The organism is Ensifer sp. SSB1 (genome assembly GCF_016652895.1).
GTDB lineage: Bacteria > Pseudomonadota > Alphaproteobacteria > Rhizobiales > Rhizobiaceae > Ensifer.
Map to the genome: position 1 here is coordinate 1 of NZ_JAEPRP010000035.1, position 23,973 is coordinate 23,973.

The following is a 23,973-nucleotide window of genomic DNA, read 5'->3' on the forward strand; positions in this document are numbered from 1 at the left end:
TGATTTCACCCATGCAGAGGCCCTGGCTCATCAGCTGCTGGCCGAGCGCCATGACGCCGCCGCCGCCGATCGCCGACATCAAGCCGCCGAGCAGACCGCCGCCGCCCGTGCCTTCGCCATTGTACTGAGCGATCAACTCAGACGCGCCCGGGATCGCTTCAATCATCTGTGCGACCGGGCCGTCAGCAGCTTCGCGCTGCAAAAAGCCGAGAATCATGCCAACAGCCTTTTCGGCCGTTGCCGGCTCGATACCGACATTCTCCGCGACGCGCGTGACCAATTCATTCATGGACCAAACTCCCTCGTTCGATTTTTGACGTTGACGTCAAGGTAAATGATCAGATCAGGAATGACAAGCCATCCACGATGCTGATCGGGGGCCGCGAAGCCGGCTGCATTCCGGTTGCAGGCGGGCACAGTCTTGTTGCCGGGCGCAACCGCACCACCTATAACATAGAGCCAGCCACATTTCGATGACGGGCCTTTGCCGAAAGACGCGAACCGCCCGCTTTCATTGATAAAACGGAGATGAAGCCCACATGTTGGAAGAAGGCAAGCTCTTTATCGGCACCAGCCGCAAGCCTGATGATTCGATCAACAAGGGCGAATATCTGGAGCTCAAATTCGGCAACCGCCACGGCCTGGTCACCGGCGCCACCGGCACCGGCAAGACGATCACGCTGCAGATCCTTGCCGAGGGCTTTTCCAACGCCGGCGTCCCGGTCTTTTGCGCCGACGTGAAGGGCGATCTCTCCGGCATCGGCGCGATCGGCGAAGCCAAGGATTTCATCCTGAAGCGCGCAGAACAGATCGGCCTGCCGACGAACCCTTACGAGTTTCAGGAATTCCCGGTCATCTTCTGGGATCTCTACGGCGAGAAGGGCCATCGGGTCCGCACCACCATGTCGGAGATGGGCCCCCTGCTCCTCTCGCGACTCATGAATGCGACCGACGCGCAGGAAGGCGTGCTCAACATCGCCTTCAAGATCGCCGACCAGGGCGGCCTGCCGCTGCTCGACCTCAAGGACCTTCAGGCGCTGCTCAACTACATGGGCGACAATGCCAGCGCGCTTTCCAACCAGTTCGGCTTCATTTCGAAGGCGTCGGTCGGTTCGATCCAGCGCGAACTCCTGATCCTCGAACAGCAGGGCGCCGAGCATTTCTTCGGCGAGCCGGCGCTGAAGATCAGCGATATCATGCGCACCACCAATGATGGACGCGGCGCGATCTCGGTACTGGCGGCCGACAAGCTGATGATGAACCCACGGCTCTACGCGACCTTCCTGCTCTGGCTGCTTTCGGAGCTGTTCGAGGAACTGCCGGAAGTAGGCGATCCGGACAAGCCGAAGCTCGTCTTCTTCTTCGACGAGGCGCACCTGCTCTTCAACGACGCGCCGAAGGCGCTGATCGAACGCGTCGAACAGGTCGTGCGCCTGATCCGCTCCAAGGGCGTCGGTGTCTATTTCGTCACGCAGAACCCGCTCGACGTCCCGGACACGGTTCTCGGTCAGCTCGGCAACCGCGTGCAGCATGCGCTGCGTGCCTATACGCCGCGCGACCAGAAGGCGGTCAAGACCGCCGCCGACACCTTCCGCCCGAATCCGGAATTCGACTGCGCCACCGTCATCACCAATCTCGGCACCGGCGAAGCGCTGGTCTCGACGCTTGAAGGCAAGGGTGCGCCCTCGATGGTCGAACGCACGCTGGTGCGCCCACCGCAGTCGCGCGTCGGTCCTCTGACCGATGCCGAGCGCCAGAAGGTGATGGACGTCAGCCCCGTTCGCGACCTTTACGACGAGGACTTCGACCGCGAATCGGCCTATGAGATCCTGGCCGCACGCGCCAAGAAGACCGCCGATGCGCAAGCCCAGGCCGAGCAGCAGACAACCGAAGCCAATACCGGCGGCAGCCGCTGGACGCTTCCGGGCTTCGGCGACGACGATGAGGCGGCACCGGCAGGGAAACAGGCACGCCCGCGCAGCTCCGGCTACCAGCGCGAGACGGTCGTCGAAGCGGCGATGAAATCGGTCGCCCGCACCGTCGCAACCCAGGTCGGCCGCGCACTGGTGCGTGGCATCCTCGGCAGCCTCAGCCGGCGCTGAACATGGCCGCGCCCGCGCGCAAAGCTTGAGGCTGATATTCTTGCCCGCGCCCTGATTTCGATCGGGGCGCGTCGTTATTTTGAAAGGAACATTCGCATGGACGTTAAAGATTCGAACGGCGCCATTCTCCAGGACGGCGACAACGTAACCCTGATCAAGGACCTGAAGGTCAAGGGCACCTCGACGACGCTGAAGCGCGGAACGATGGTGAAGGGCATTCGCCTCACCGACAATCCTGACGAAGTGGAATGCCGGGTGGAGAAGATCAAAGGCCTGGTGCTGCGCACTGAATTTTTGAAGAAGGCATAGCCCTCCCCGGCTGCCGGCCTGCTGCGCTTTGGCTGGACGAGCATTATCGTCCCTGAGAACGCAAAAACCCGGCGGAAGAACCCGCCGGGTTTTTGTTTTGGATTGCAGGCCAGATATCAGGCAACCGTCAGCTTGACGTCGATGTTGCCCTTGGTGGCGTGGCTATAGGGGCAAACGATGTGTGCCTTCTGGACGAGGTCCTCGAGCACAGCCTTGTCGACACCCGGCGACGAAATCTCGAGCGCGGCGTCAATCCCGAAACCGGTACCGTCCTCACGCGGGCCGATGCCGACCGTTCCCGTCACCTTCGTGTCTTCCGGAAGCTTTACCTTTTCCTTGCCGGCAACGAACTTCAGGGCGCCGAGGAAGCAGGCCGAGTAGCCGGCGGCAAACAGCTGCTCCGGATTGGTGCCGCGGGCGCCGTCGCCGCCGAGTTCCTTCGGAACGGTGAGGGTAATGTCGAGAACGCCATCTGCGCTCTTGGCCTGGCCGGCACGGCCACCGGTTGCGGATGCAGTGGTGCGATAGAGAATGGGCATTGGCGGGTCTCCTTTGCGGTTCCGAGTGGATGCGAATTAGATATCGCAAAATTCAATTGCGCGCAAATCAATTTTGCAAATTGCGTTTTGGACGTGTTTTTGCGAAAATGCGACCATGGCAAACAAGGCGACACATAGCGAGACAATCCCGGAGGAGGCGCTAGCGCTCGGCAAGCAGCTCTGCTTTGCCGTCTATTCGGCGGCACATGCCTTCAACCGTGCCTACAAGCCGCTGCTCGATCGTTTCGGGCTTACCTATCCCCAATATCTCGTGCTGCTCGCACTCTGGCAACAGGACGAGATGACGGTAAAACGCATCGGCGAGGAGATCGGGCTCGATTCCGGAACGCTGTCGCCGCTTCTGAAACGCCTGGAGGCAGCCGGCTTTGTCGCGCGGCAACGCGATCCGAGTGACGAGCGGCAGGTGATCGTGCGCCTCACGGAAAAAGGCCGCGACCTCAAGAGCGAGGCCTTCGGCATTCTGATGGATATCGGCAAGGCGTCAGGCTGCAGCCTGGAAGAAGCCGGTGAAATCCGGGAAACGCTGCATCACTTGACGCGGCAGCTCAATGCCGGCCACGGCGCGGACTGACTGCCGCCTCCCGAAATTGCGGAGGCGGCCACCTCATGAGATGGCGGAGTGCGCTCAACACGACGCACCGCGGATGTCAGATGACGAGGATCGGCGCTTTGCCGCGCACACGATCATAGAGATCCATGACATCCTGGTTCAGCATGCGCACGCAACCGGACGAGACGGCCTTGCCGATCGACTTCCATTCGGGCGTTCCGTGGACGCGGTAGAGCGTGTCCTGACCATCCTGGAAGATGTAGAGCGCACGTGAACCCAAAGGGTTGTTGAGGCCCGGGGCCATGCCACCGTTCTTGGCCGAATAGGGCTTCAGATGCGGCTGGCGGGCGACCATGCTGTCCGGCGGGGTCCAACGCGGCCACTTCTGCTTCCACTGGATGACACCGCGGCCCGACCAGGCGAAACCCTCGCGGCCGAGGCCGACGCCGTAGCGCAACGCCCGGCCGCCCGGCTGGATCAGGTAGAGGTAGCGGTCGCCGGTATCGACGACGATCGTTCCCGGCTGCTCGCCAAAGGGATCGCTGACCTCCTGGCGATAGAACCGGGCGTCGATCTGTCGGAAGGGCACTTCCGGCACCTGATAGCCGCCGTCGCTTATGGAGGCATAGATGTCCGAGACATAGAGGCCCTGCGGCGGAAGCCCGGTCGGAACCGGTCCCGGGCCATCCTGCCCCTCATAGATGCCGCCGGCGCGCGGATCGGTAAAGCGCCCTTCGATCGCGGGATTGCGGAACACCGGCGCAGTCTCATAGCGGAAGACATCCGTGTTCATCGAGGAGGTGCAGCCCGCAAGGCCGGCGGAGGCAACTGCCAATCCGGACGAGCGCAGAAACTGACGGCGGGAAAAGAGGACTGAAGAGGACATCGAACTCTGAAGGGCTTGAGTGCGGCCTGAGGAGTGCTGCATGAAATTGCTTAACGAAATACTACGCGCCAGCCCCTCGGAATGGGGCGATGCTTGCATTTCCGGCTGGACCGAAGCTTGCGTCGTGGCGTGAATCGGAGAGAACTCAAACGCTGTGGGCGTTGAAGCGCGGCTGGCGCATCAGTGTTTCGAAATCGGACGCGGAGAGCGGCCGACTGAAGAAGTAGCCCTGAATCTCGTCGCAACCGCTCTGGCGAAGAAACTCGACCTGCGCCTGGTTTTCCACACCTTCTGCGATGACACGCAGACCTAGATTCTGGGCAAGCGAGATGATCGCCGCGGTGATCGCGTTGTCGTCGAGATCGACAGGAATGTCGGCGACGAAGGAACGGTCGATCTTCAGGCGGCGCACGGGAAAGCGCTTCAGGGCGCTGAGGCTCGAATAGCCGGTGCCGAAATCGTCGATTGCCAGATGCACACCGATCGCCTGCAGTTCGTGCATGGTGGCGATTGCGCCGGGCACGTCCTGCATGATCAAGCTTTCCGTCAGCTCCAGTTCGAGGCAGCAGGGCTCAAGCCCGGTTTCAGCCAGAATAGCCGCCACATGGCCGGCCCAGTTGCGTTCCCGAAACTGACGCGCCGAAACGTTGACGCTGACAATCAGCGGCGGCAGGCCGGCATCCTGCCAGTCTTTGGCCTGGCGGCAGGCGGCCCGCAGCACCCAGTCGCCGATCGGCACGATCAGCCCGGTTTCTTCGGCAAGCGGAATGAACTCGGCCGGAGAGACCGTGCCCCGCTCCGGGTGCCGCCACCGCAGCAGCGCTTCTGCTGCAAAAACGCGGCCATTCGCAAGGTTCATCTGCGGCTGGAACTGCAGGAAGAACTCCTCATGCGCCAGTGCCTCACGCAACTCCTCCTGCTGACGCAGCTTCTCGTGCGCCTTGGCAGCCATCTCCTCGGTGAAGACCTGCAAATTGTTACGGCCGAGCTCCTTGGCCCGGTACATCGCCATGTCGGCATTGGCGAGCAGTTCGCCGACGGTCTTGCCCTGATTGGGAAAACAGGCGACCCCCATGCTGCAGGTGACCTGCAGGCTCCGGCCCTCGATCTGCATCGGCGCGGCGATGGCGCGGCGAATATCCTCAAGTCTTGCCAGCACGACGTCCCGCTCGCAGGGAAGGCCGTTCAGAAGCAGGATGAACTCGTCGCCGCCGACGCGCACGACCATATCCGACTTGCGCACCGACGAGCGCATGCGTGACGCGGTGACCTTCAACAGTTCATCGCCGGCCGCATGGCCGAGCGTGTCGTTGACCAGCTTGAAATTGTCGAGATCGAGGAAGGCAAGCACAGCCCATTGAACGGTACCGCGCAGCGCCTCGAGTGCCTCGGCGACCTGCTCCTCGAACAGCGCGCGGTTCGGCAGGCCCGTCAGCGCATCGTGATGCGCCATGAAGCTGATACGATCCTCCGCATGCTTGCGCTCGATGGCGATACCGGCCAGATGCGCCGCCATCGCAATCAGTTCCTTCTGGCCATCGTCTGGAACGCTGACCGAGCCGGAATAGAGCGCGAAGGTTCCGAGCACCTTGCGGTCGCGCGAATGGACCGGGGTCGACCAGCAGGAGCGGAAACCATAGGGACGAACGAGTTCGCGATAATCGTCCCAGAGAGGATCGGCGAGAATATCCGCGACGATCACCTGCTCGCCGCGCCAGGCGGCCGTGCCGCAGGACCCCATACGCGGGCCGATCTCGACGCCATGGATCGTCGCACAATAGCTCTCGTCGAGGCTCGGCGCCGCGCCGTGGAAAAGGTAGCGGCCGTCGGCCGACAGCAACAGCACCGACCCCTTGATGCCGGGCATCAGGGCCTCGATTAAAAGGATCATGTCGCGGAAGAACTCGTCGAGCGGCCGACTGTTTGCGATCATTTCCAGGAGGCGAGCCTGCCCTTCGAGCAGGCGTTCGGCGGCCTTGCGGTCGGAGATATCACGCGACACGCCAACGATGCCGACGATCTTGCCGAGCTTGTTGCGCAGCGGCACCTTGGAGGTCATCAGCCAGCGGTCGCGGCCCTTGCTGACGATTGCCCGCTCTTCGATGCCGAAAATCGGCTCCCCGGTTTCGATGACGCGACGCTCGATCTCGGCGATCGCCTGTGCCATCTGCGGCGGATGGAGATCGAAATCGGTCTTGCCGACGATATCCTTCAGCGCCTCGAGCCCGTTGTCGGCAACGGTCACCTGGTTGGCAATAAGGAAACGCCCCTCGACATCCTTGGCATAGATGTAGTCGGGCACGTGGTTGATCATCGTTTCCAACCAGTAGTGGCGATCGGCGATGTCGGGCTCGGCGGGAAAGATGCGCGCAACTTCTTCCGCCAGCCGGTGGCTGGCATCGATCAGGCGACGTGTATCCTCGTTGCCGCCGGCATTCAGGGCAGCATATCGCGGATTGCGGGACGTGTTCTTCGCCAAAGAGGCCTCCCGACGTTTATCGTCACGTCGCTGGTCGATCTTTCCCCACTTCACGTTAGACGAGCAAGAGTTAGCCCTTCCTAAATAACTTGTAGAAAAATCGTGTAGAGGTTGCAATCTCGAAGTCGGCAGAGATGAACGAAGGGGTGGACAAAGCCACCCCTAGGCTTGTTCAGGACAGGCGCCGGCGTGCCGCCGGAAAGAGCATCAGCAATTGGTCGGCCACCACCATGACGAGGATGGCAACGCCCGTCAGCGGAAAGGCCAGTCCAAAGAGAATGGCCATGATCCACAATCCCGCATAGACGCTGCGCCTTGGCGGCATCGGCGGCACTCCAATGCGCCCCGCCGGGCGACGCTTCCACCACATGACGATGGCGGATAGGGAAACGAGCACGATGGACAGGCAGGCCGCGAGCATCAGCAGTTGGTTGGCGCGTCCCCACTCCTGCCCCTTGTGCACGTTGATGCTCCATTCGATCGCCTTTCCGAGTGCCGGATAGTTGCCGAAGGCAACATCGACGAGCGGCTTGCCGGAATATTGGTCGATGTGGATCGTGCGCTCACGTGCGAGTTCGGCCGGAAAGATCGCGGCCGTATAGACACCGCTCTCGTCGGCCGGAAGCGCCAGCTCATAGCCGGGCAGCATGCCGGCGTCATCGGCGATCGCCACTGCGCGGTCGATGCCGACAGGCTCGGCGCCGCTGCTGCTCGAAGTCGGGACCGGCGCGTTCTCCATCAGCCAGTTGGCTTTGGGCAGGACGTCGGTCGAGACCTTGGTCGAAGTCGGAACATCGTCCCAAAGCACCGCCGGATAGCCGAGCCCCATGGACGTCAGCTTGGCGTTGACGGTGGCGCCCCAGTAGCCGGACCACAGCAAACCGGAGAAGGCCAGGAAGACGATGAGCAGACCGGCGACGATGCCGGTCACGGCATGGAGGTCGCGCCAGAACACGCGGCGCGAAGGCGTACCGCGTACGGTCAGCACGCCGCCGGGCTGCTGGCGTGGCCACCAGAGATAGATGCCGGTGAAAACCAGCAGGATCGCAAAACCCGCAACGATCTCGATAATCATTTCGACCGACTTGCCGAAATAGTCGAGGCTGTGCAGGTCCTCGACCACCTGATTGAACTCTTCGGTCGGCGCAATCTGATCGAGGATTGCGCCGGTATAGGGATCGACGAAGACCTGCATGCGGGCCTTGCCGATGCCGACCGTGACGCGCGCCGAGCGATCGACACCTGCGGGCGTGCGATAGGAGACCGCGGCGCTGCCGGGCACCGACTCGACGGCTGTAGCGACGATGGCCGAGGGCGCCAGCCGTTCGGTGCCGACAGGCACGATATTGCGATAGGCAAAGACGGTATCGTCAATCTCGTCATTGAAGAGATAGAGGCCGCCGGTCACAGCCAGGCTGATCATGAAGGGGATGACGAGCAGACCGGCAAAGAAGTGCCAGCGCCAGATGGCGCGATAGAGGGAGATGCCGCGCTCGGCGGTCACCGGCTGCGCTGCGGCGCCGGTAAAGGATGCGGTTATCATGGGTCTCTCCAGGGAAAGCCGCATTTCGCGGCCTTGCCTCACGATGGTCGGGTCGGTCGCGGATCACGGCCGGCGACGTCGAACAGCTGCTTCGACGCCTGGGAGGCCGTCAGCCGCTCCTCAAGCGGATGTCAGACGGAGAAACCCGATGGTGGCGCCCGCGGCCCCGTGCCGCCGCGCAGGACCACGCGGACAAGCAGAAGTTCGTTCGCAGGGATCGGCGCGTGCCAGGTGAGCGATGGCGCCGGTGCGGCGATCGGATAGGGCGTAGGCAGATCGGCGGGCGCGACGAGGCAGCAGGACTGGCATCCATGGCCTTTCGTGCCGCCCTTTCCGTCGGCATCATCGTGGCTGGTGAGGCAGAGATCGGCAAAGGTGCCATCGGGAAGCACGTAGGCGGCCGCTGCCGTTGCGACCGGCATGGCGACCGCCGGCTGCTGGACCAGAGCCGATATGACGAGAACGAGCGCACAAAGCATACGCGCCGCCAAGTTCGTCAACCGATCTCCCAGATATCGTCGTGCCAAAAATGCCCCCAAAAATCGACTGCGACAGCTAAAGACCAACGGCTGGAAAGACAAGCCGACAATGAGCCGCATGGCGCATCAAAAGATTTCATGCGTGATATCAGCGGCGCCAGCTTCCGTCCTCCTGCGCGCTTGCCGTAAGACAGGCCACGGCAACGACGGGAGGAGTTCGACATGCTGACGATCTATGGGGTCTATCGCTCGCGCGCATCACGCAACTACTGGATGGCGCGGGAGCTCGGCATTCCCTTCACATCCGTTCCGGTCATCCAGGCGCGCCGGGTTGCAGATCCACTTGCCGCAGACGCACCGATCAACACCAAGTCGCCGGCCTTCCTTGCCGTCAACCCGATGGGGCTGATCCCGGCGATCGAAGACGACGGCGTCGTGCTGACGGAATCGCTTACCAACAATCTCTATCTCGCCCGCAAGTACGGCGGCCCGCTCGCGCCCGCCGACATCGCCGAAGAGGGGCTGATGGGCAACTGGACGATGTGGGCGGCGACCGAGGTCGAGCCGCATGCGGTGCAGATCATCCTGACCTACGACTACGGCGCCGAGGAAACGGACGAAGGCCGGGCGACGATCGCCACCTGCGCCAAGTCGCTCGACAAGGTGTTTGCCCGCCTGGAGAAGCACCTCGACGGGCGCGACTATCTGGTCGGCGATCGCTTCACCGTCGCCGACCTCAACCTTGCGGAAGTCTTCCGCTACGCCATGAGCCAGAAGCAGCTCTTCGAGAAACATCCGCGCGTTTCGGCCTGGCTTGCCAGCTGCCACGCGCGCCCGGCTTTCAGGGCGATGATGGAAGAGCGGCTGAAGGAGCCGGCGGGTTGAGCGACCCGCACGGGCGCTTCCAGTGATCAGCTCATGGTCGCCGCGTCGAAGCGAACGCGCGGCGCCCTGATGTCGAGCAGACGCATGCCCTCCTCCACCTCGTCACGAACCCAGCGCTTGAAGGCGGCTGCGGCCTTGCTTTCCCGCCGCGATGGCGAGCTGACGAAGTAGTGGCCGTAGCCGGTGGCGACCCGGATACCGAAGGGCACGACCAGACTGCCCTGGGTGAGCGCAAAGCCCGCAAGCGTCTGCCAGGCGAGCATGACCCCCTGCCCGGAGATCGCCGCATCGAGCACCAGCGATGCCTCGTTGAAGGTGTGGCGCACGTTCATTTCGGAGCCGGCGAGGCCGACCTCGCGAAGCCACACTTCCCAGCTGAACATCGAGTGACCGTCGATGACGGCAGGGAGCTTTAGAATATCTGCGGGCACACGCAAGTTCTCCGCCATGGCCGGCGAACAGACGGGAAAGATCTCCTGCTGCAGCAGCAGTTCGGACCTCACGCCCGGCCACCCACCCGAGCCCACGCGGATGCCGACATCGACATCGGACGTGTCGAGATTGACGAGTTTGGTCGTGGCGTCGATGCGCAGGCGAATGTCGGGATGCCGCTCGGCGAAACGGTTCAGCCGGTAGACCAGCCAGCGGGCGGCAAAGACCGGCGCGACCGAGATCGTCAGCACCGACTCGTCGCGCCGCCGTGCCAAGGCCACGGCCTCCGCCAGTTCCTGAAAGGCGTTGCTGAGGCGCGCGAGGAAGCGCTGGCCAAAGTCGGTCGGAACGAGACCGCGCGGCGTTCGCTCGAAAAGGATGCGGCCAAGCTGGGCTTCCGCCTTGGCAATCTGCTGGCTCACCGCACCGGAAGTCACGCCGAGTTCCTCGGCGGCTGCCGCCAAGGAACCCAGGCGGCCAGCCGCTTCGACAGCGCGCAGCCCGTTCAGATGTACGTAGTTCAGATCTCTCATATAGTTTTTCTAAACCCGTTCGGTGCCATTCTCAATTGAAAATGAGGCCCGAGAGGCAGATCATCCAAGCATCGAAAGGATGGTCCGCCATGTTGAAGCTTTTCTCGACATTGACCGCATTCGCCACTTCGGAACACCGGAAGCAGGATGCGCCGCTGGCGTGGACGCGCGACCCGCTGCAGCACCCGGATCTCGAGCGCATGGACGGGCGTGCACTTGGAGACCTGCCGTTTCCCGGCTGGCCCTGGCCGCGCGCCGCCGACTGCACGCAAGATTGCCTGCAGGCCGGGAACCGGTGACGGGCAATGTCCGTGTGATATGCTGACGGAATGAGCGAGGGCCTCGACCGCAACTTCACACGGGTCGTCAAGCTGGCGGAAGCCGCCGGCCTGCCGGAGGTTTCGATCGGTACTTCCTACGGCACGCCGGCGCTGCTGGTGAGAGACAAGAGCTTCGCGCGCATGAAGGATGACGAGACGCTCGTCGTCATGTGCGCGCTCGAAGAAAAGGAAATGCTGCTGGAACTCGATCCGCAGCTCTATTTCGAAACGGATCACTACAAAGGCTGGCCGGCGATGCTGGTCAGGCTTTCGGCGATCGATGACAGGAGCCTGACCGGGCGGCTGGTTGCCGCCTGGCGCCAGAAAGCGCCGAAGCGGCTTGCGGCGAAATTCGCCGGCTGAACGCTTTCAGCTCCGATCGCCGACCGCGCAGATCAGGCAGACCCTGCCGTCATCCATCCTCTTTGCGTCCTCAAGATGAACGTAGTGGCGCTGGCTGACGGCATCGAACAGCGCCTTGCCTTGGCCGACCACCAGGGGATGGATGGTGAGACGCAGTTCATCGATCAGGCCGTGGTCCATCAGGCTCGACACCGTCCTTGCGCCGCCGACGACATAGATGGTTCGGCCCGGCTGGCGTCTTAACCGCTCCAACCCTTCAACATCGCGAACAATGCTGGCGTTGGCCCATTGCACATCGGCGCGGCTCTTCGAAAGAACATAATGCGGCGTGCGGAGCGCAAAATCCGCGTATTCGATCTCCTCCTGCGTCGGTTCCTTACCGGTGAACTCCAGCGGCGCATGCGGATCGCGTTTAATCGCACTCCAATATTGTTCGTAGCCCGAATACATGCCGCTCCCGAGGACACAGGCATCGATCTCTGGCAAGAGGTCGAAGGTGTCCGACCAGGAATCGACCCAATCCGTGTAGCCATCCGGTCCGTCGATCATCCCATCGATGGACATCTGCATGCCGGCAACCACCTTGCGCATCATCGTTGTCTCCCTGTTGGCGTGACGCAACAAGGACGTGCGCGCGGCGACCGCGCCGACACCAGCGGCAAAAATCTCTCTCCGACGGCTGGCAGCCCCGATGAGCGGCCTTCCATTTCAGAGCCGGCGCCTATACCGGTGGAAACGATAGCCGCACAGGTGCTCTTCCATGATCGTTCGCGACCGCCCCAGCCTTCTGAAACTGTTCTTCATCCTCAGGGGATCGGTCATCCAGCGGATCTTTCCTCAGGTCCTGTTCGTCTTCGGCCTTTCCGCCTTTGTCGTCTGGGCGCACCGTGTCGATCCCGGCATCGTTCCGAGTGTCAACAGCGGCCCCTTCGCCCTGCTCGGGATCGCGCTCTCGGTGTTTCTCGGCTTCAGAAACAACGCTTGCTACGACCGCTGGTGGGAGGCGCGGAAAGACTGGGGGCAACTGATCTTCACCTCGCGCGACCTCGCACGCCAGACATTGGTCCTGGTCGACGCGACAGCATCGGGGGACGCGGCGCGACACCGGCTCCTCAATATCGCGATCGGCTTCGCCCACACTCTGGTTGGTCACTTGCGGCCGGGCAATCACGCCACCAAAGCGCTCGCCCGACTGCCAGAAGATCTCGTTTCGGGCTACAAGGCGAGCCGCAACGCGCCGGACTATCTTTTGCGTGAGATGGGCCGTGACCTCGCGGGCTTGCGTGTCGCCGGCACGATCAGTGACTTTCAGTGGGCACAACTGGACGGCACGGTCGGCAGGATGTCGGCGATGCTTGCGGCCTGCGAGCGCATCCGCAACACGCCGGTACCCTTCGGCTACACGCTGCTGCTGCACCGCACCGCCTATCTCTTTTGCTTCCTGCTGCCCTTCGGATTTGCCGATGCGCTCGGGTGGGCGACGCCCTTCGTTACCGCGCTGGTCGCCTACACCTTCTTCGGCCTCGATGCGCTCGGGGACGAGTTGGAGGAGCCGTTCGGTGTATTGCCGAACGACCTGCCAATCATGGCGCTTGCCGAAACGATCGAGATCAACCTGCGTGAAGCGCTCGGCGAAACGGACCTTCCGCCGCTGCCGCAGCCGAGGGACTACATCCTGATGTAGCCGGAGGGGCGAGGCTCAGGCCTTGAGCACCGCCAATACCCGGGCGACGGCCGGACGCGCGGTCATGCGGTTGCGGTGATCCAGGATCTTCGGGAAACGAGCCGGATCAACCCCGTCCGATTCGAGCCAGCCGGCGATGGTGAAGAGATAGGGATCGGCAACCGAATAGGTCTCGCCCAGCACGAACGGCCCTTCGAACATCTTCGCTTCAATCAGCTCGAAGCAGGCCGCCATGTTGAAGGCGACCTTGGCCTTCATGGCCTCGTGCGCTGCCGGATCGTCGGCCCAGCGAGCACCGCGACGCGCATGGGCATGGGCGACATGAACCGTCGAGCAGAGATAGCTCATGAACGACTGCAACTGCGCGAAAGCAAAGGCATCGCCCCTCGGCGCCAGGTTCGCCGCCGGATGCGTCTCAGCGATATAGGTGAGGATCGCCGGCGTTTCGGTGATGACGCCCCGATCGGTCAGGAGTGCCGGGACACGGCCCTTCGGGTTGACCGCGAGATAGTCCGGTTTGGTCTGTTCGGCAGTCGAGAAATCGACGCGGCGCGCCTCGTAGTCCGCGCCCGCCTCCTCCAGCGCAATATGCGAGGCCAATGAGCAGGTGCCCGGTGCATAGAACAATTTCAACACTTGAACTCTCCTCTGCGATCATGGGGATCGGATGACGTGATGCCGGCAGACCCGATCCTACCCTTTCAATTCTGATGCACTGAAGCGGACTGCGTCAGGTGAACCGCGGACGTCCAGCCCTTTAGTGACTAACGATGATCGGCCGCAGAAGAAAGGATGTCACCCCGATTGACAAGCCCGAACGGATTTCAATACAACGCTATTGTTACGTTATAACATTATTCGGAGTTACTTATGAAGACGCTCTTTTCAACCCTCATCGCCGCCGGCCTGTTTACTGCCGTCGCCACACCCGCCTTTTCCCACGGCGCATGGATCGGCGAACGCTGGGGAACGCTCGCGGTGATCTACGGCCATGGCCCGGCGGACGAAGCCTACGACCCGGCCAAGGTAAAATCCGTCTCGGCGATTGGCGAGAATGGCAAGGCGCTGCCAGTGACGATCGTGCCAGCGGACAACCACGCCTCGCTGAAACTCGACGGCGAACCGGCCCTCGTCGCGCTCGAGTTCGACAACGGCTATTGGAGCGAAGGTGCTGACGGCAAATGGGTAAACAAGCCGAAGAATGAAGTGCCCGGTGCCAAACAGGCAAGCCATTCGGTGAAATACAGCATCGCGCTGGTGCACGCGCCTGGCGACCTACCAGCCTTCCCGGCTCAGCCATTGCAGATCATTCCGCTCGACAACCCTGTCGGCCTGAAACCGGGCGAAAAATTTCGCGTCCGCCTCCTGCTTGAAGGCAAACCGCTCGAAGGTAAGGAAATCACCCTCGACTATGCCGGATTGCCTGAACTCGTCTCCGAAAAGACGAACGCGAATGGCGAGGCCGAGGTGATGCTGCGCAATGCCGGCGTCAATATTCTCGCCGTGAGCCACGCGATCCCCCTCGAAGGCAATATCGCCGCCGACAAGAAGGGGTTGACGGCGACGTTGACCTTCGTCGCCGAACCGCACGTGCACGAATAGCCCACCTCGTCATCGCGTGGCGATCCTCGAAATCCCGGGATGACGACCGTTGGGCACGAACGCGTCGCCCGACCTATCGATGAGGCCCGGCAGGCATCCCTGCCGGGCCGTTCGCGATCAGGCAAAGAGCGCCTCACCGCAACCGGGTACGTCTTCCAGACGGTAGTAGACGGGAATGCCACGCTCGCGGGCGATGCGCACGTCGTTGTCGGCGCCCTTGCTGTCGCCCGGCAGGCGCAACACCGCGTCGCAGAGCGCCAGCAGTCGTCCGGCCACCGGGTGGAAGATTTCCTCATAGAGGTCGTCGCCGACCCGCTCGCCACCCGCCGCATTCCAGACCGGCAGCGCCACCCATTCGCCGATCATCGGTACATGGCCCGCCCGAAACAGCGCATGAGACGGTGCCTCCAGTCGCTTGAGGTTGGCAGCCATCTTGGCCGGATCGTCTCCGGTTCCCGAGCGATAGGGTCCTGCGATCAAAATCAGCATGTTTTTCTCCACATTTTTACACGAAATATCCAGATCATTCTGGAATATTCATGATAATTCGTGCAATATCGTGAAGAGTCAAGGAGGCATTGATGCTGACAACACAGAGACGGGCATTGATTTCGGCACGGCTGTCGCGCGACGGCGAGATCGTCGCCAAGCGCCTGGCGGACGAACTGGGCCTGTCCGAAGACACGATTCGGCGCGATCTGCGCGAGATGGCGGCGGAAGGTTTGCTGAAGCGCGTGCATGGCGGCGCGCTGCCGCTGGTGCCGCAGCTACCGGACTTTGCTGCGCGGCAGGCGATCGCCGGCGATGTCAAACGCCGGCTTGGGCGAAAGGCCGCATCAATGATCGAGGCGGGCCAGACGATCTTTCTCGACGGGGGCACGAGCAACGCGGAAATCGCGCGGGCGCTGCCACGCGAGATGCGGCTGACGGTCGTCACCCACAGCCCGACGATTGCCGCCGAACTCGAGCGGCACGAGGCCGAGGTAATCCTGATCGGTGGCCGTATCTACAAGCATTCGATGGTTGCGACGGGGGCTGCTGCCCTGGCCGCAATCGCCGGCATCCGCGTCGATCTGTTCTTCCTTGGCGTCACCGCCATTCACCCGGCGCACGGCGTATCGACCGGGGACTATGAGGAGGCGGCGGTCAAGCGCGCGATCCTGAAACAGGCGGCCGACACCTATGTGCTTGCCACGCCCGAGAAATTCGGTGCGGTCTCGCCCCACCGCGTGGCCGATATCTCCGACCTCAGCGGCTTCATCGTACCGGAGAAGATCGGCGACGAGATGCTCGCGCCGTATCAAAACACAAAGATCACAATCATCACCGCCTGATGCCTGTGCGGGCGCCTTCGCCCGCTTCAATCGCATACGGCCGCAGGACCTTCGGCCCGTCAGACCTCAGGCGGCGAAAGCTTCAGTCACCCTGACGTCGCCGACGTGGATGCCATTCCAATTATGCATGGAGTGGTTTGCCTGCGCCATCAGGGCGGCGTGCAGATCCGGCTCGTCACGGAAGAAGCGGGCAAGCGTTGCGATGACCATGGCTTCGGCGGCGCGCGTCGTGCCGTCCTCGCATTTCAGCGCGATTGCGATGCCCTTTTCCGGAATGGCGGCGCAGAAGACGCCCTCGGCACCGGTCTTGGCGAAGATGCGGCCGGGCGCCGTCTTCATCAGCCGTGTGCAGGCGCGCTTGGTGCCGGCGACGAAGAAGGGTTCGGCCATGCAGGCTTCGATCAGCCGCTTCGATGCACGGGCGCGCTCGGGCTCAAGACCAGCGCCGGTCGCCATCTTCGCAAAACCGTGTGCGAGGCCCTTCAGCGGCACGGCATAGGTCGGGATCGAGCAACCGTCGACGCCGCAATTGTCCTTGGCGAGGATCGCACCCGTCAGGCTTTCCATCGTGCGGCGGATCTCCCGCTGCAGCGGATGATCGTAGCCGACATAGCCCTTCACGTCGGTGCCGGAGTGGCAGCAGGCACAGATGAAGCCGGAATGCTTGCCGGAGCAATTGTTATGAAGCGCTGTCGGCGCGTCGAGGCTGCGAGCCTGGGCGATCAGCGTCTTCTGGTCGGACGACCAATGGGCGCCGCATTCCAGCGCCGAAACATCGCGGCCGGCGGCGGCAAGCATCTTGGCGGCAAGCTCCACATGCTCCGGCTCGCCGGAATGGGACGAACAGGCAAGCGCCAGTTCCCTGTTGCCGAAGCCGTAAGCATCCGCCGCACCGCTTTCCATCAGCGGCAGCGCCTGCATCGCCTTGCAGGCCGAGCGCGGGAAGACGGCGCTGTCCGTATCGCCCAGCGAGAAGACGGTTTTGCCGTCGCCGTCGACGGCGATCACGAAGCCGCGATGGCGGCTTTCGACCAGGTTTCCACGGGTGACTTCGACGAGAACGGGATTCGACATGTCTTGCCCTCAAATTTCCGAAATTGATCCGTGCATTTAGCAGGATTCCAGCAACAGGAAACGGAGTTTTCATGAAATTCGTCCGCAGGCTCGCCGCCGCCTTTCTTGTCATCTACCTGTTGCCGGCGCTGGCCTCGGCTGGTTGGTGGTATATGCAGGACCGGCCCCAGAGCTGGCGCGATGCGGACTGGTCCTCGGCCGGTCTTCTGCCAAAGGCGAGCTAAAGCGCGGAAGCAGCGATTTACGTGTTCTCCGCGACAACCGGCGGCATGAAAGGCGCAGTCGCCAGCCACGCCTGGATCGTAACCAAAGGACAGGGCGCTCCCTCCTACGATCGCTACGACAAGGTTGGATGGGGCAAGCCGATCCGCCGGAACGGCTATCCCGCCGACGCCCGCTGGTACTCCAACGAACCCAGGCTGGTCGTCTCAGTCAAGGGCGCCGAAGCCAACCGGCTGATCCCGAGGATCGAGGCCGCGATCGCCAGCTATCCCTATGCGTCGCCCGGCGGCTATCGGATCTGGCCGGGCCCGAACTCCAACACCTTCGTCGCCCATGTTCTGCGCTCCGTGCCGGAACTCGGCGCAGTGCTACCGCCAGACGCCGTCGGCCGCGACTATCTGCCGGAGGGCAGGCTGTTCCAGATCGACGCCGACGCCCGCGACATGCACGCGACGCTTTATGGCCTGGCCGGCATCTCGGCTGGCGTGCGCAGCGGCCTCGAACTGCATTTCTTCGGACTCGTCGCCGGTTTCGATTTTGCCAGGCCCGGGATCAAGGTCCCGGCACTCGGGCGCTTCGGGGTATGATCTGCACAGTTCCAACATTTGAGGATGAAGGCTCTGGCGTGGAACACCGAAAATGGAAAAGGGCCGCCCGAGGCGACCCTTCCATGAGTTCTGGCCGTGTAAATGGCCCGGGCTTTCAGACCCGAAGGAAGGCGGGAATCACGCCGAGGGCTGCCTCGACACGTTCACCTCTTCCATGCCCTTCACCAAGACCGAAATCTCATTAGACATTGGACCACCTTCCTTTCTGTTCGTTGCTGATGAGGTGAAGGTAAGCGATCCGTCACCGATTACAAGACCGACGATGGTCGAAGATCGCATTCCTTCGTCATGCAGCAGATCACAGTGCCTGATGATCGTTCCGATCACATGGACATGATGATCTTGCCGATATGGTCGCCCTCTTCCATCAGCCGGTGACCGTCGGCCACTGCGCTGAAGGGAAGGACGGAGTGAATGACCGGCGCGACCTTGCCTGTTTCCAGCAGCGGCCAGACCTTGTCGACCAGGCCATCACGGATCGCCTGCTTCTCAGCCGCCGTACGCGGACGAAGGGCCGAGCCCATGACACGCAGCCGTTTCGTCAGGATCGGCGCGATGTTTGCCGCCTCGACCTTGGCGCCGCCAAGGAAGGCGATGATCGACAGGCGGCCGTCCTTGGCGAGCGATGCGATGTTGCGATCGAAGTAGCGCCCGCCGACCATGTCGAGGATGACGTCGACGCCGCGACCGCTGGTCTCTTCGAGAACGACCGTCTTGAAGTCCTCCTCGCGATAGTTGATCGCGCGCCTTGCGCCGAGCGCCTCGCAAGCCCGACATTTCTCGGCACTGCCGGCCGTGACGAGGACCTCGGCACCCAAGGCCTTGGCAAGCTGGATCGCCGTCGTGCCGATGCCACTCGAGCCGCCATGGATGAGGATTGTCTCACCCGCCTTGAGACCTGCCATGTCGAAGACATTGGCCCAGACGGTGAAGAAAGTTTCCGGCAAGGCCGCCGCCTTCACCGCGTCATAACCCCTAGGCCAGGCGAGCGCCTGGGTGGCGGGGACAGCCACATATTCCGCATAGCCGCCGCCATTGGCGAGCGCACAGACCTTGTCGCCGACCTGAAAGCCCTTCGCACCCGCGCCCAGCGCCACGACCTCGCCCGCGACTTCGAGGCCGAGGACCGGACTTGCGCCCGGCGGCGGCGGATAATCGCCCTTGCGCTGCAGGACGTCAGGACGATTGATACCGGCCGCCTCTACCCGAACGAGGATGTCGCCTGGCTTCACCTCCGGCAACGGTCCTTTCTTCAGGATCATGTTTTCCGGCCCGCCCGGTGCCGGAAGGTCGACGAAGTTCATTTCCGATGGAAGGGGCATGGGATTACCTCGCGCTCGCTGATGCGCCACATCTAGCGCCGGTGATGCGCCGCGGAAAGGGTTTCCGTCGAACCCGCAGGCCCGAACACGGCCGAAAGGAAGGAGAGAACATGTTCGGCCACGAGCCGAGGGCTCTCCCAGTGCGGATTGTGGCCATGCCCTTCCAGCGTGATCGAACGGATGGAACCCAACGTTGCGGCAAGCTGCCGGCGGTGTCCGGCATCGAAAAGCGGATCCTCGCTGCCTGCGATCGCCAGCACCGGCACCCGCAGTTGTCGCGCATCGGATCTAAGGTCGATGACGGCAAGGTCGTCGAGGATGGCGTGCCAGACCCGGGTTGGGATTTCCGCAGCCTCCCGGCGCAGCTGGGCGAGAAACGCGGCGTCAACCGGCCGGCTGCAGGCGTGCCAGGTATCGAAGAACGGATGATCCGGACGTAGCGGATCCTCGAGCGCGCGGATCGCCCGCGCAGTCGGGTTACCCTCCCCAAGACTGGGCCGCAGGCTGCCGGATAGCAGGACGAGCGCTCCGATCAGATCCCGGCGCCGGGCGGCGAGCGCTATGGCGATCATCGCTCCCATGGAGTGGCCGACGACCGCTATGTCGCGCAGGCCGAGCCTGGCGGCCAGACAATCGATATCCCCGGCAAGATCGGCAACCGCCAGTCCCGAGCCTGCTCGCGAGGCGCCGTGCCCGGCAAGATCCGGAATGATCAGGCGGCAACCTGCAAGGAATGGAGCGATCAGTGAGAAGCTGCGACTGCTATCGGAATATCCATGCAGGAGCAGCAGCACCCGGCCCTCGCCGCGATCGACATAGGCGAATTGGCGTCCGCCGGGCAGCTCGATCCGCCGCTTCAACGTCGTCCATTGCTGCTCGCCACTGGCGGTCACAGCCCAAGCGCGGCCTTGACCGCGGCCAACCCCGGCTGTCCATCGAACGTCGTGACACCAGCGAGCCAGGCGTCCAGACGCTGCGGCTCTTCCTTGATCGCCTTCGCTCCGGCTTCCTCCGGTGCCAGCCCATCATTCATCAAGTAACCCATGCCGCGGTTCTCGAAGTCGACATCGAACGTCAGATTGTTGAGAAGCTTGGCGACGTTCGGGCATTCCTGCAGGTAGCCTTTGCGCACCTGCGTCGAGACGGTCGCCGCGCCGAAATCCGGCCCGTAAAATTTGTCGCCGCCGGTCAGATACCTGATCGCGAGCGCCGTGTTCATCGGATGCGGTGCCCAGCCCTGAAACACGATGAAGGACTTGTCCCGCGCCCGGCGAGTCACTTCCGCCAACATCCCCTGCTCGCTCGATTCGACCACCTCCCAGCCATCGAGACCGAGGCTCGGGTCCTTGACCGCATCGAGCATCAACTGGTTGGAACCGGGCTCGATGCCATACATCTTTTTTTCGAACCTGTCGGCAAAGGTCTTGAGATCGGAGAAGTCCTTCACGCCGGCATCCCAGACATAGTCGGGTACCGCGAATGTATACTTTGCTCCAGTCAGGTTGGTTCGCACCGTTTCGACCGACCCATCGTCCTTGTACGGCTTGTAGTAGGAGACCATCGCCGGGTCCCAATAGCCGAGGAAGACGTCGAGGTCCCGGCTTCGAAGGCTGGTATAGATCACGTCTATGCCGAGCAGCTTGCTTTCCGGCTCGTAGCCGAGCGCCTTCAACACCGTCAGTCCCACGCCCGTGGTGAACGCCAGGTCGTTCCATCCGGGCTCGGCCAGCCTTACCTGCCGACAGGAGTCCGTGTCGCCAGCAAGGGCTGGGCTCGCGGCGGCGACAAGCGCGAAGGTGGACATCAGCAGTCTCATATTCAGCATCGCTCTCTCCAAACTTGCCCAATTGGACTAATTATTGTCCCATGGGTCAACATTTGATCTTTCCGGAAAGATTGTCAATGTGGGAATCGTTTGGAGGCGGCCATGCGACTGACCAGAATAAGTGAAATCAGACGGCGCGAGCTGCGCCGGGCAGCTTTCGAAGTGTTGCAAAGGGAGGGCATGGCGGGCGCGACGCTCGAGAAGGTGGCGACCCATGCCGGTGCATCCAAAGGCATCGTGCTGCACTATTTCGCCAACAAGCAGGAGCTTTTCGAGCATGCGATGCGCGAGGCGAACGCAGCTCTAAAGGAGGCCGTGGTCGAGCGGCTCAATCGGGCGCGCACGCCGCGCGAGCGCCTGGATGCCATCATCGAGGCGAATTTCGAAGAACGCTTCTTCCAGCCCTCGGTCTGCCACGCGTGGCTTTCGCTTTGCGCCGAAGTGCCGCGCGAACCCCAGCTTGCCCGAATCCAGAAGGTCATCCACGCCCGGATGCGGTCCAACCTACTCTCCGCTCTGTCGCACCTTCTACCGGCCGGCGAATGCGAGGCCGCGGCACTGGGCATTACGTCGCTGATCGATGGGCTATGGTTGCGGCTCGGATTGCAGTCGGGCGGGTTGACGCGCGACATGGCGCTCGCGCAGATGCGCGACTATCTGGCTCACCGCCTGCCTGAACTACATTCGCTGTAGCTCAGCCGCCGAGTGCATCCATCACAAGCCCGGTATCGCTCGCCTTGGCCCGGGATTTGATTTCGGCGATGCGGGCGCTGACGGCCTGGGCGTCCGAAAAAACGAAGCCTTCCGGCAGCCCGAGGACGGCGATCGAGCAGCGCATCAACGGGAATTCCTTCGGCGCGCCGTCGCGGCCATGTCCGCTGATGCGGCCGTCCGCCTGGTGTTCCGGCGAATAGAGCTGGCAGACATCGGAGCGGAAATCGTCGAGCAGGCGGTTCAGAACCGCCTCGAGCTCCTCCACCGAACAGCCGCTGACGCCGACGAAGAAGTCGTCGCCGCCGACATGGCCGAGGAACTTCTCCTCGCCGATGAAATGGCGGCGCAGCAGTGCTGCAAAGAGCGTGATCGCAAGATCGCCCTTCTGGAAGCCGTAGGTGTCGTTGAACGGCTTGAAGTCGTCGAAGTCGCAATAGCAGAAATAGCGGGCGTGATCGCCGTCAAGGATCGCGTCCTGGACATAGTCGCGGATGGCGCGGTTGCCGGGCAGACCCGTCAATGGGTTCTGCTCCTGCGCCATCTTCAACTGTTTTTCGTTGATGATCTTCAAAAGCGACGAGGCCGAAAGCGTGCCGGCGTAGCGCATGTTCTCCGTCAGGATCAGGCAATCGCTTCCGTCCATGCCGGCGAAAATCTTCAGCATCTCATCCGCCGGCGTATCGAGATCGGCGATCGGCGCCGGGCTGGCAAAATGCGAAATCCGCCGCTGGTAGATCCTGTTCTTCAGAAGATCGCGACCGAAGGGGTGATAGATCAGTTCCTTGACGTGATATTCATGCAGGATGCCGCGCGGTTCGCCATTCGCGTTCAAGACGGGGAAGAAGCCCTGGCGCGGATTGCGCCGGAAGAGATCGAAGACGGAATCGAGCTCGTCACTCTCGCGTACCGTCGGCAGCTGCTCGATCTGCTTGCGGATCAGGATACCGTCGAGCGAAGAGGAGGTGCGCCTGCCGCTGACACTTTGATCGAGATGCGGATAGGCGGGAAGAAGCTCGCTAAGATGGGTCGTCGGCCGGGCGACGTAGTATCCCTGTACGAGATCGCAGCCGAGGTCACGGCAGGTCAGAAACTCCGCTTCCGTCTCGACGCCTTCGGCAATCACGCGCGTGCCGAGCACATGGGCGGTGTTGACTGTGTGGCGCACGAGGTGACGCTTGCGGGCATCAGCCTCTATGCCCGAGATGAAGTGCCTGTCGATCTTCACATAATCGACCGGTTGGTCGCAAAGCAGCTTCAGCCCGTTGAAACCGGCGCCGAAATCATCGATTGCCAGCTTGAAGCCGGCGAGCCGGAGGTCGCGCACCAGCGCGGAGAAATCCGGCATCTTGCCGCCGTCGAAACGCTCGGAAAGCTCGAAGCAGAGCGACGATGGGGCGATGTTGGCGCGCTTCAGGTGGTTGACGAGGCGCTCGACGATATCCCCCTCGCCGCCGACGAGGCGCGAGTCGAAATTGAGGAACAGCGTGCGGGCGGAATGATCGGGCAGCGTCGCGAAACCGGCGACGGCGCGGCTGTTGATCATGTGCTCCAGTGCCAGCAGCTGTCCCGCCTCTTCGGCCTTGTCGAGCAATTCAAGCGGCGAGGCAAAACCCAGCTTGTGGAAGCCGCGCATCAAGGATTCGTAACCGAAGACGGTACCGGTCGCGGCTTCCGCGATTGGCTGGAAGGCGCTCTCGATCACGAGCTTCGCAAGCGTGACGATCTGGTCGTCGCCGAACCGGCGCAGCGAGAGAATATCGGCGGGGGCGACGGACATGCCGGGCTCCAGAAATGTGGGAACGGACGATCAGACGCCCGCAGCATGGCCGCCAACCGTCAAGGAAGTCTTTCCCCATTATGAAGCTTTGATGAAAGCTATGTGACAACCGCAACTGCGCCAATCAGCTGCAAACACTCTAATGAAATCAGTGGTTTCATGAGCGATTGCTGAGGCGAGCCCCAGCGCTGAGGCCGGCACTTGCGCACCGACCAACGCTGCGCTCGCAGCTCAACGGATCGAGGGCAGATCAGCCCTTTGCCAACACGCCAAAAGCGATCAGCGACAGGCCCTGCATCACGAGATCGACGGCGAGGAACAGGCCGAGGATCCAGAGGCTGTTGACTGGCCAGCCGGCGGCGATGATGAG

Annotated in this window: 25 protein-coding genes and 2 pseudogenes; 11 read left to right on the forward strand and 16 right to left on the reverse strand. The window is 62.6% G+C overall.

What is annotated here, in order from left to right:
* The coding region (locus I8N66_RS11265) for a hypothetical protein (protein WP_291153667.1) at positions 1 to 289 on the reverse strand (289 nt) is incomplete at its 3' end.
* 250 nt (positions 290 to 539) lie between these two features.
* Between I8N66_RS11265 and I8N66_RS11270 the strand changes: the two genes are divergently transcribed.
* On the forward strand, positions 540 to 2,102 hold the full coding sequence (locus tag I8N66_RS11270) for a helicase HerA-like C-terminal domain-containing protein (protein WP_291153670.1): 1,563 nt from the start codon (positions 540 to 542) through the stop codon (positions 2,100 to 2,102).
* 96 nt (positions 2,103 to 2,198) lie between these two features.
* Positions 2,199 to 2,411, forward strand: a complete 213-nt coding sequence (locus I8N66_RS11275; RefSeq protein ID WP_057250526.1) for an alkylphosphonate utilization protein — start codon at positions 2,199 to 2,201, stop codon at positions 2,409 to 2,411.
* A gap of 116 nt (positions 2,412 to 2,527) precedes the next feature.
* Here I8N66_RS11275 and I8N66_RS11280 read toward each other — a convergent pair whose 3' ends face one another.
* A complete protein-coding gene (locus tag I8N66_RS11280; protein ID WP_113537909.1) occupies positions 2,528 to 2,950 on the reverse strand; it encodes an organic hydroperoxide resistance protein in 423 nt (140 codons plus the stop codon).
* Positions 2,951 to 3,065: 115 nt separating this feature from the next.
* Between I8N66_RS11280 and I8N66_RS11285 the strand changes: the two genes are divergently transcribed.
* Positions 3,066 to 3,542: a MarR family transcriptional regulator gene (locus I8N66_RS11285; RefSeq protein ID WP_113537910.1), complete on the forward strand. Its 477-nt coding sequence runs from the start codon at positions 3,066 to 3,068 to the stop codon at positions 3,540 to 3,542.
* 76 nt (positions 3,543 to 3,618) lie between these two features.
* Here the strand turns inward: I8N66_RS11285 and I8N66_RS11290 are convergent, their stop codons facing one another.
* The 4 genes from I8N66_RS11290 to I8N66_RS11305 all read right to left on the reverse strand — a co-directional run bounded on the left by I8N66_RS11290 (position 3,619) and on the right by I8N66_RS11305 (position 8,929).
* The gene (locus I8N66_RS11290) at positions 3,619 to 4,407 is read right to left on the reverse strand and encodes a L,D-transpeptidase family protein (protein WP_291153681.1); all 789 of its coding nucleotides are present in this window, start codon (positions 4,405 to 4,407) and stop codon (positions 3,619 to 3,621) included.
* Positions 4,408 to 4,552: 145 nt separating this feature from the next.
* Positions 4,553 to 6,886, reverse strand: a complete 2,334-nt coding sequence (locus tag I8N66_RS11295) for an EAL domain-containing protein (protein ID WP_113537912.1) — start codon at positions 6,884 to 6,886, stop codon at positions 4,553 to 4,555.
* Between the two features lie 172 nt (positions 6,887 to 7,058).
* A complete protein-coding gene (locus I8N66_RS11300; protein ID WP_113537913.1) occupies positions 7,059 to 8,429 on the reverse strand; it encodes a PepSY domain-containing protein in 1,371 nt (456 codons plus the stop codon).
* Between the two features lie 131 nt (positions 8,430 to 8,560).
* Positions 8,561 to 8,929 carry a hypothetical protein gene (locus tag I8N66_RS11305; protein WP_162768756.1) on the reverse strand — a complete coding sequence of 123 codons (369 nt, stop codon included), beginning with the start codon at positions 8,927 to 8,929 and terminating at the stop codon, positions 8,561 to 8,563.
* Between the two features lie 201 nt (positions 8,930 to 9,130).
* Between I8N66_RS11305 and I8N66_RS11310 the strand changes: the two genes are divergently transcribed.
* Positions 9,131 to 9,793: a glutathione S-transferase family protein gene (locus tag I8N66_RS11310; RefSeq protein ID WP_113537915.1), complete on the forward strand. Its 663-nt coding sequence runs from the start codon at positions 9,131 to 9,133 to the stop codon at positions 9,791 to 9,793.
* Positions 9,794 to 9,819: 26 nt separating this feature from the next.
* On the opposite strand, the gene I8N66_RS11315 is transcribed toward I8N66_RS11310, so the two are convergent.
* A complete protein-coding gene (locus I8N66_RS11315; protein ID WP_291153686.1) occupies positions 9,820 to 10,758 on the reverse strand; it encodes a LysR substrate-binding domain-containing protein in 939 nt (312 codons plus the stop codon).
* An 89-nt stretch (positions 10,759 to 10,847) separates the two neighbouring features.
* On the opposite strand from I8N66_RS11315, the gene I8N66_RS11320 reads away from it, so the two are divergent.
* Together I8N66_RS11320 and I8N66_RS11325 are read left to right on the forward strand one after the other, a co-directional pair.
* The gene (locus tag I8N66_RS11320; RefSeq protein ID WP_113537917.1) at positions 10,848 to 11,057 is read left to right on the forward strand and encodes a hypothetical protein; all 210 of its coding nucleotides are present in this window, start codon (positions 10,848 to 10,850) and stop codon (positions 11,055 to 11,057) included.
* 30 nt (positions 11,058 to 11,087) lie between these two features.
* Positions 11,088 to 11,441 carry an MmcQ/YjbR family DNA-binding protein gene (locus tag I8N66_RS11325; RefSeq protein ID WP_113537918.1) on the forward strand — a complete coding sequence of 118 codons (354 nt, stop codon included), beginning with the start codon at positions 11,088 to 11,090 and terminating at the stop codon, positions 11,439 to 11,441.
* Between the two features lie 6 nt (positions 11,442 to 11,447).
* Here the strand turns inward: I8N66_RS11325 and I8N66_RS11330 are convergent, their stop codons facing one another.
* Positions 11,448 to 12,035, reverse strand: coding sequence for a dihydrofolate reductase family protein (locus tag I8N66_RS11330; RefSeq protein WP_291153691.1), 588 nt, complete (start codon positions 12,033 to 12,035; stop codon positions 11,448 to 11,450).
* A 166-nt stretch (positions 12,036 to 12,201) separates the two neighbouring features.
* Between I8N66_RS11330 and I8N66_RS11335 the strand changes: the two genes are divergently transcribed.
* Positions 12,202 to 13,125: a bestrophin family ion channel gene (locus I8N66_RS11335; protein ID WP_291153694.1), complete on the forward strand. Its 924-nt coding sequence runs from the start codon at positions 12,202 to 12,204 to the stop codon at positions 13,123 to 13,125.
* A gap of 15 nt (positions 13,126 to 13,140) precedes the next feature.
* Here I8N66_RS11335 and I8N66_RS11340 read toward each other — a convergent pair whose 3' ends face one another.
* Complete coding sequence (locus tag I8N66_RS11340; protein ID WP_113537920.1) at positions 13,141 to 13,761, reverse strand: glutathione S-transferase N-terminal domain-containing protein; 621 nt, start codon at positions 13,759 to 13,761, stop codon at positions 13,141 to 13,143.
* Positions 13,762 to 13,995: 234 nt separating this feature from the next.
* Here I8N66_RS11340 and I8N66_RS11345 point away from each other — a divergent pair, with 234 nt between their 5' ends.
* Positions 13,996 to 14,727: a DUF4198 domain-containing protein gene (locus tag I8N66_RS11345; protein ID WP_113537921.1), complete on the forward strand. Its 732-nt coding sequence runs from the start codon at positions 13,996 to 13,998 to the stop codon at positions 14,725 to 14,727.
* A 117-nt stretch (positions 14,728 to 14,844) separates the two neighbouring features.
* On the opposite strand, the gene I8N66_RS11350 is transcribed toward I8N66_RS11345, so the two are convergent.
* Positions 14,845 to 15,216 (reverse strand): DUF4406 domain-containing protein, encoded by a 372-nt coding sequence (locus I8N66_RS11350; protein WP_113537922.1) that lies wholly within the window; start codon positions 15,214 to 15,216, stop codon positions 14,845 to 14,847.
* A 92-nt stretch (positions 15,217 to 15,308) separates the two neighbouring features.
* Here I8N66_RS11350 and I8N66_RS11355 point away from each other — a divergent pair, with 92 nt between their 5' ends.
* Entirely contained in the window at positions 15,309 to 16,061 is a 753-nt protein-coding gene (locus I8N66_RS11355; RefSeq protein ID WP_113537923.1) for a DeoR/GlpR family DNA-binding transcription regulator, read from the forward strand.
* A 66-nt stretch (positions 16,062 to 16,127) separates the two neighbouring features.
* Here I8N66_RS11355 and I8N66_RS11360 read toward each other — a convergent pair whose 3' ends face one another.
* Complete coding sequence (locus I8N66_RS11360) at positions 16,128 to 17,135, reverse strand: asparaginase (RefSeq protein ID WP_113537924.1); 1,008 nt, start codon at positions 17,133 to 17,135, stop codon at positions 16,128 to 16,130.
* A 71-nt stretch (positions 17,136 to 17,206) separates the two neighbouring features.
* Between I8N66_RS11360 and I8N66_RS11365 the strand changes: the two are divergent.
* Positions 17,207 to 17,944: pseudogene (locus I8N66_RS11365) on the forward strand (DUF3750 domain-containing protein).
* Between the two features lie 344 nt (positions 17,945 to 18,288).
* Here the strand turns inward: I8N66_RS11365 and I8N66_RS11370 are convergent.
* From I8N66_RS11370 to choX, 3 genes are read right to left on the reverse strand one after another with little or no spacing between them, the layout of a single operon-like run.
* Complete coding sequence (locus I8N66_RS11370; protein ID WP_113537926.1) at positions 18,289 to 19,287, reverse strand: NAD(P)H-quinone oxidoreductase; 999 nt, start codon at positions 19,285 to 19,287, stop codon at positions 18,289 to 18,291.
* A gap of 32 nt (positions 19,288 to 19,319) precedes the next feature.
* The gene (locus tag I8N66_RS11375; RefSeq protein WP_291153699.1) at positions 19,320 to 20,180 is read right to left on the reverse strand and encodes an alpha/beta hydrolase; all 861 of its coding nucleotides are present in this window, start codon (positions 20,178 to 20,180) and stop codon (positions 19,320 to 19,322) included.
* Entirely contained in the window at positions 20,177 to 21,103 is a 927-nt protein-coding gene (choX, locus tag I8N66_RS11380; RefSeq protein WP_113538081.1) for a choline ABC transporter substrate-binding protein, read from the reverse strand. Before choX ends, I8N66_RS11375 begins: the two co-directional genes overlap by 4 nt.
* 111 nt (positions 21,104 to 21,214) lie before the next feature.
* Here choX and betI point away from each other — a divergent pair, with 111 nt between their 5' ends.
* A complete protein-coding gene (gene betI / locus I8N66_RS11385; protein WP_113537928.1) occupies positions 21,215 to 21,805 on the forward strand; it encodes a transcriptional regulator BetI in 591 nt (196 codons plus the stop codon).
* Between the two features lies 1 nt (position 21,806).
* On the opposite strand, the gene I8N66_RS11390 is transcribed toward betI, so the two are convergent.
* Complete coding sequence (locus I8N66_RS11390) at positions 21,807 to 23,603, reverse strand: GGDEF domain-containing protein (protein ID WP_113537929.1); 1,797 nt, start codon at positions 23,601 to 23,603, stop codon at positions 21,807 to 21,809.
* A gap of 250 nt (positions 23,604 to 23,853) precedes the next feature.
* Positions 23,854 to 23,973: pseudogene (locus I8N66_RS11395) on the reverse strand (HdeD family acid-resistance protein); the annotation flags it as partial.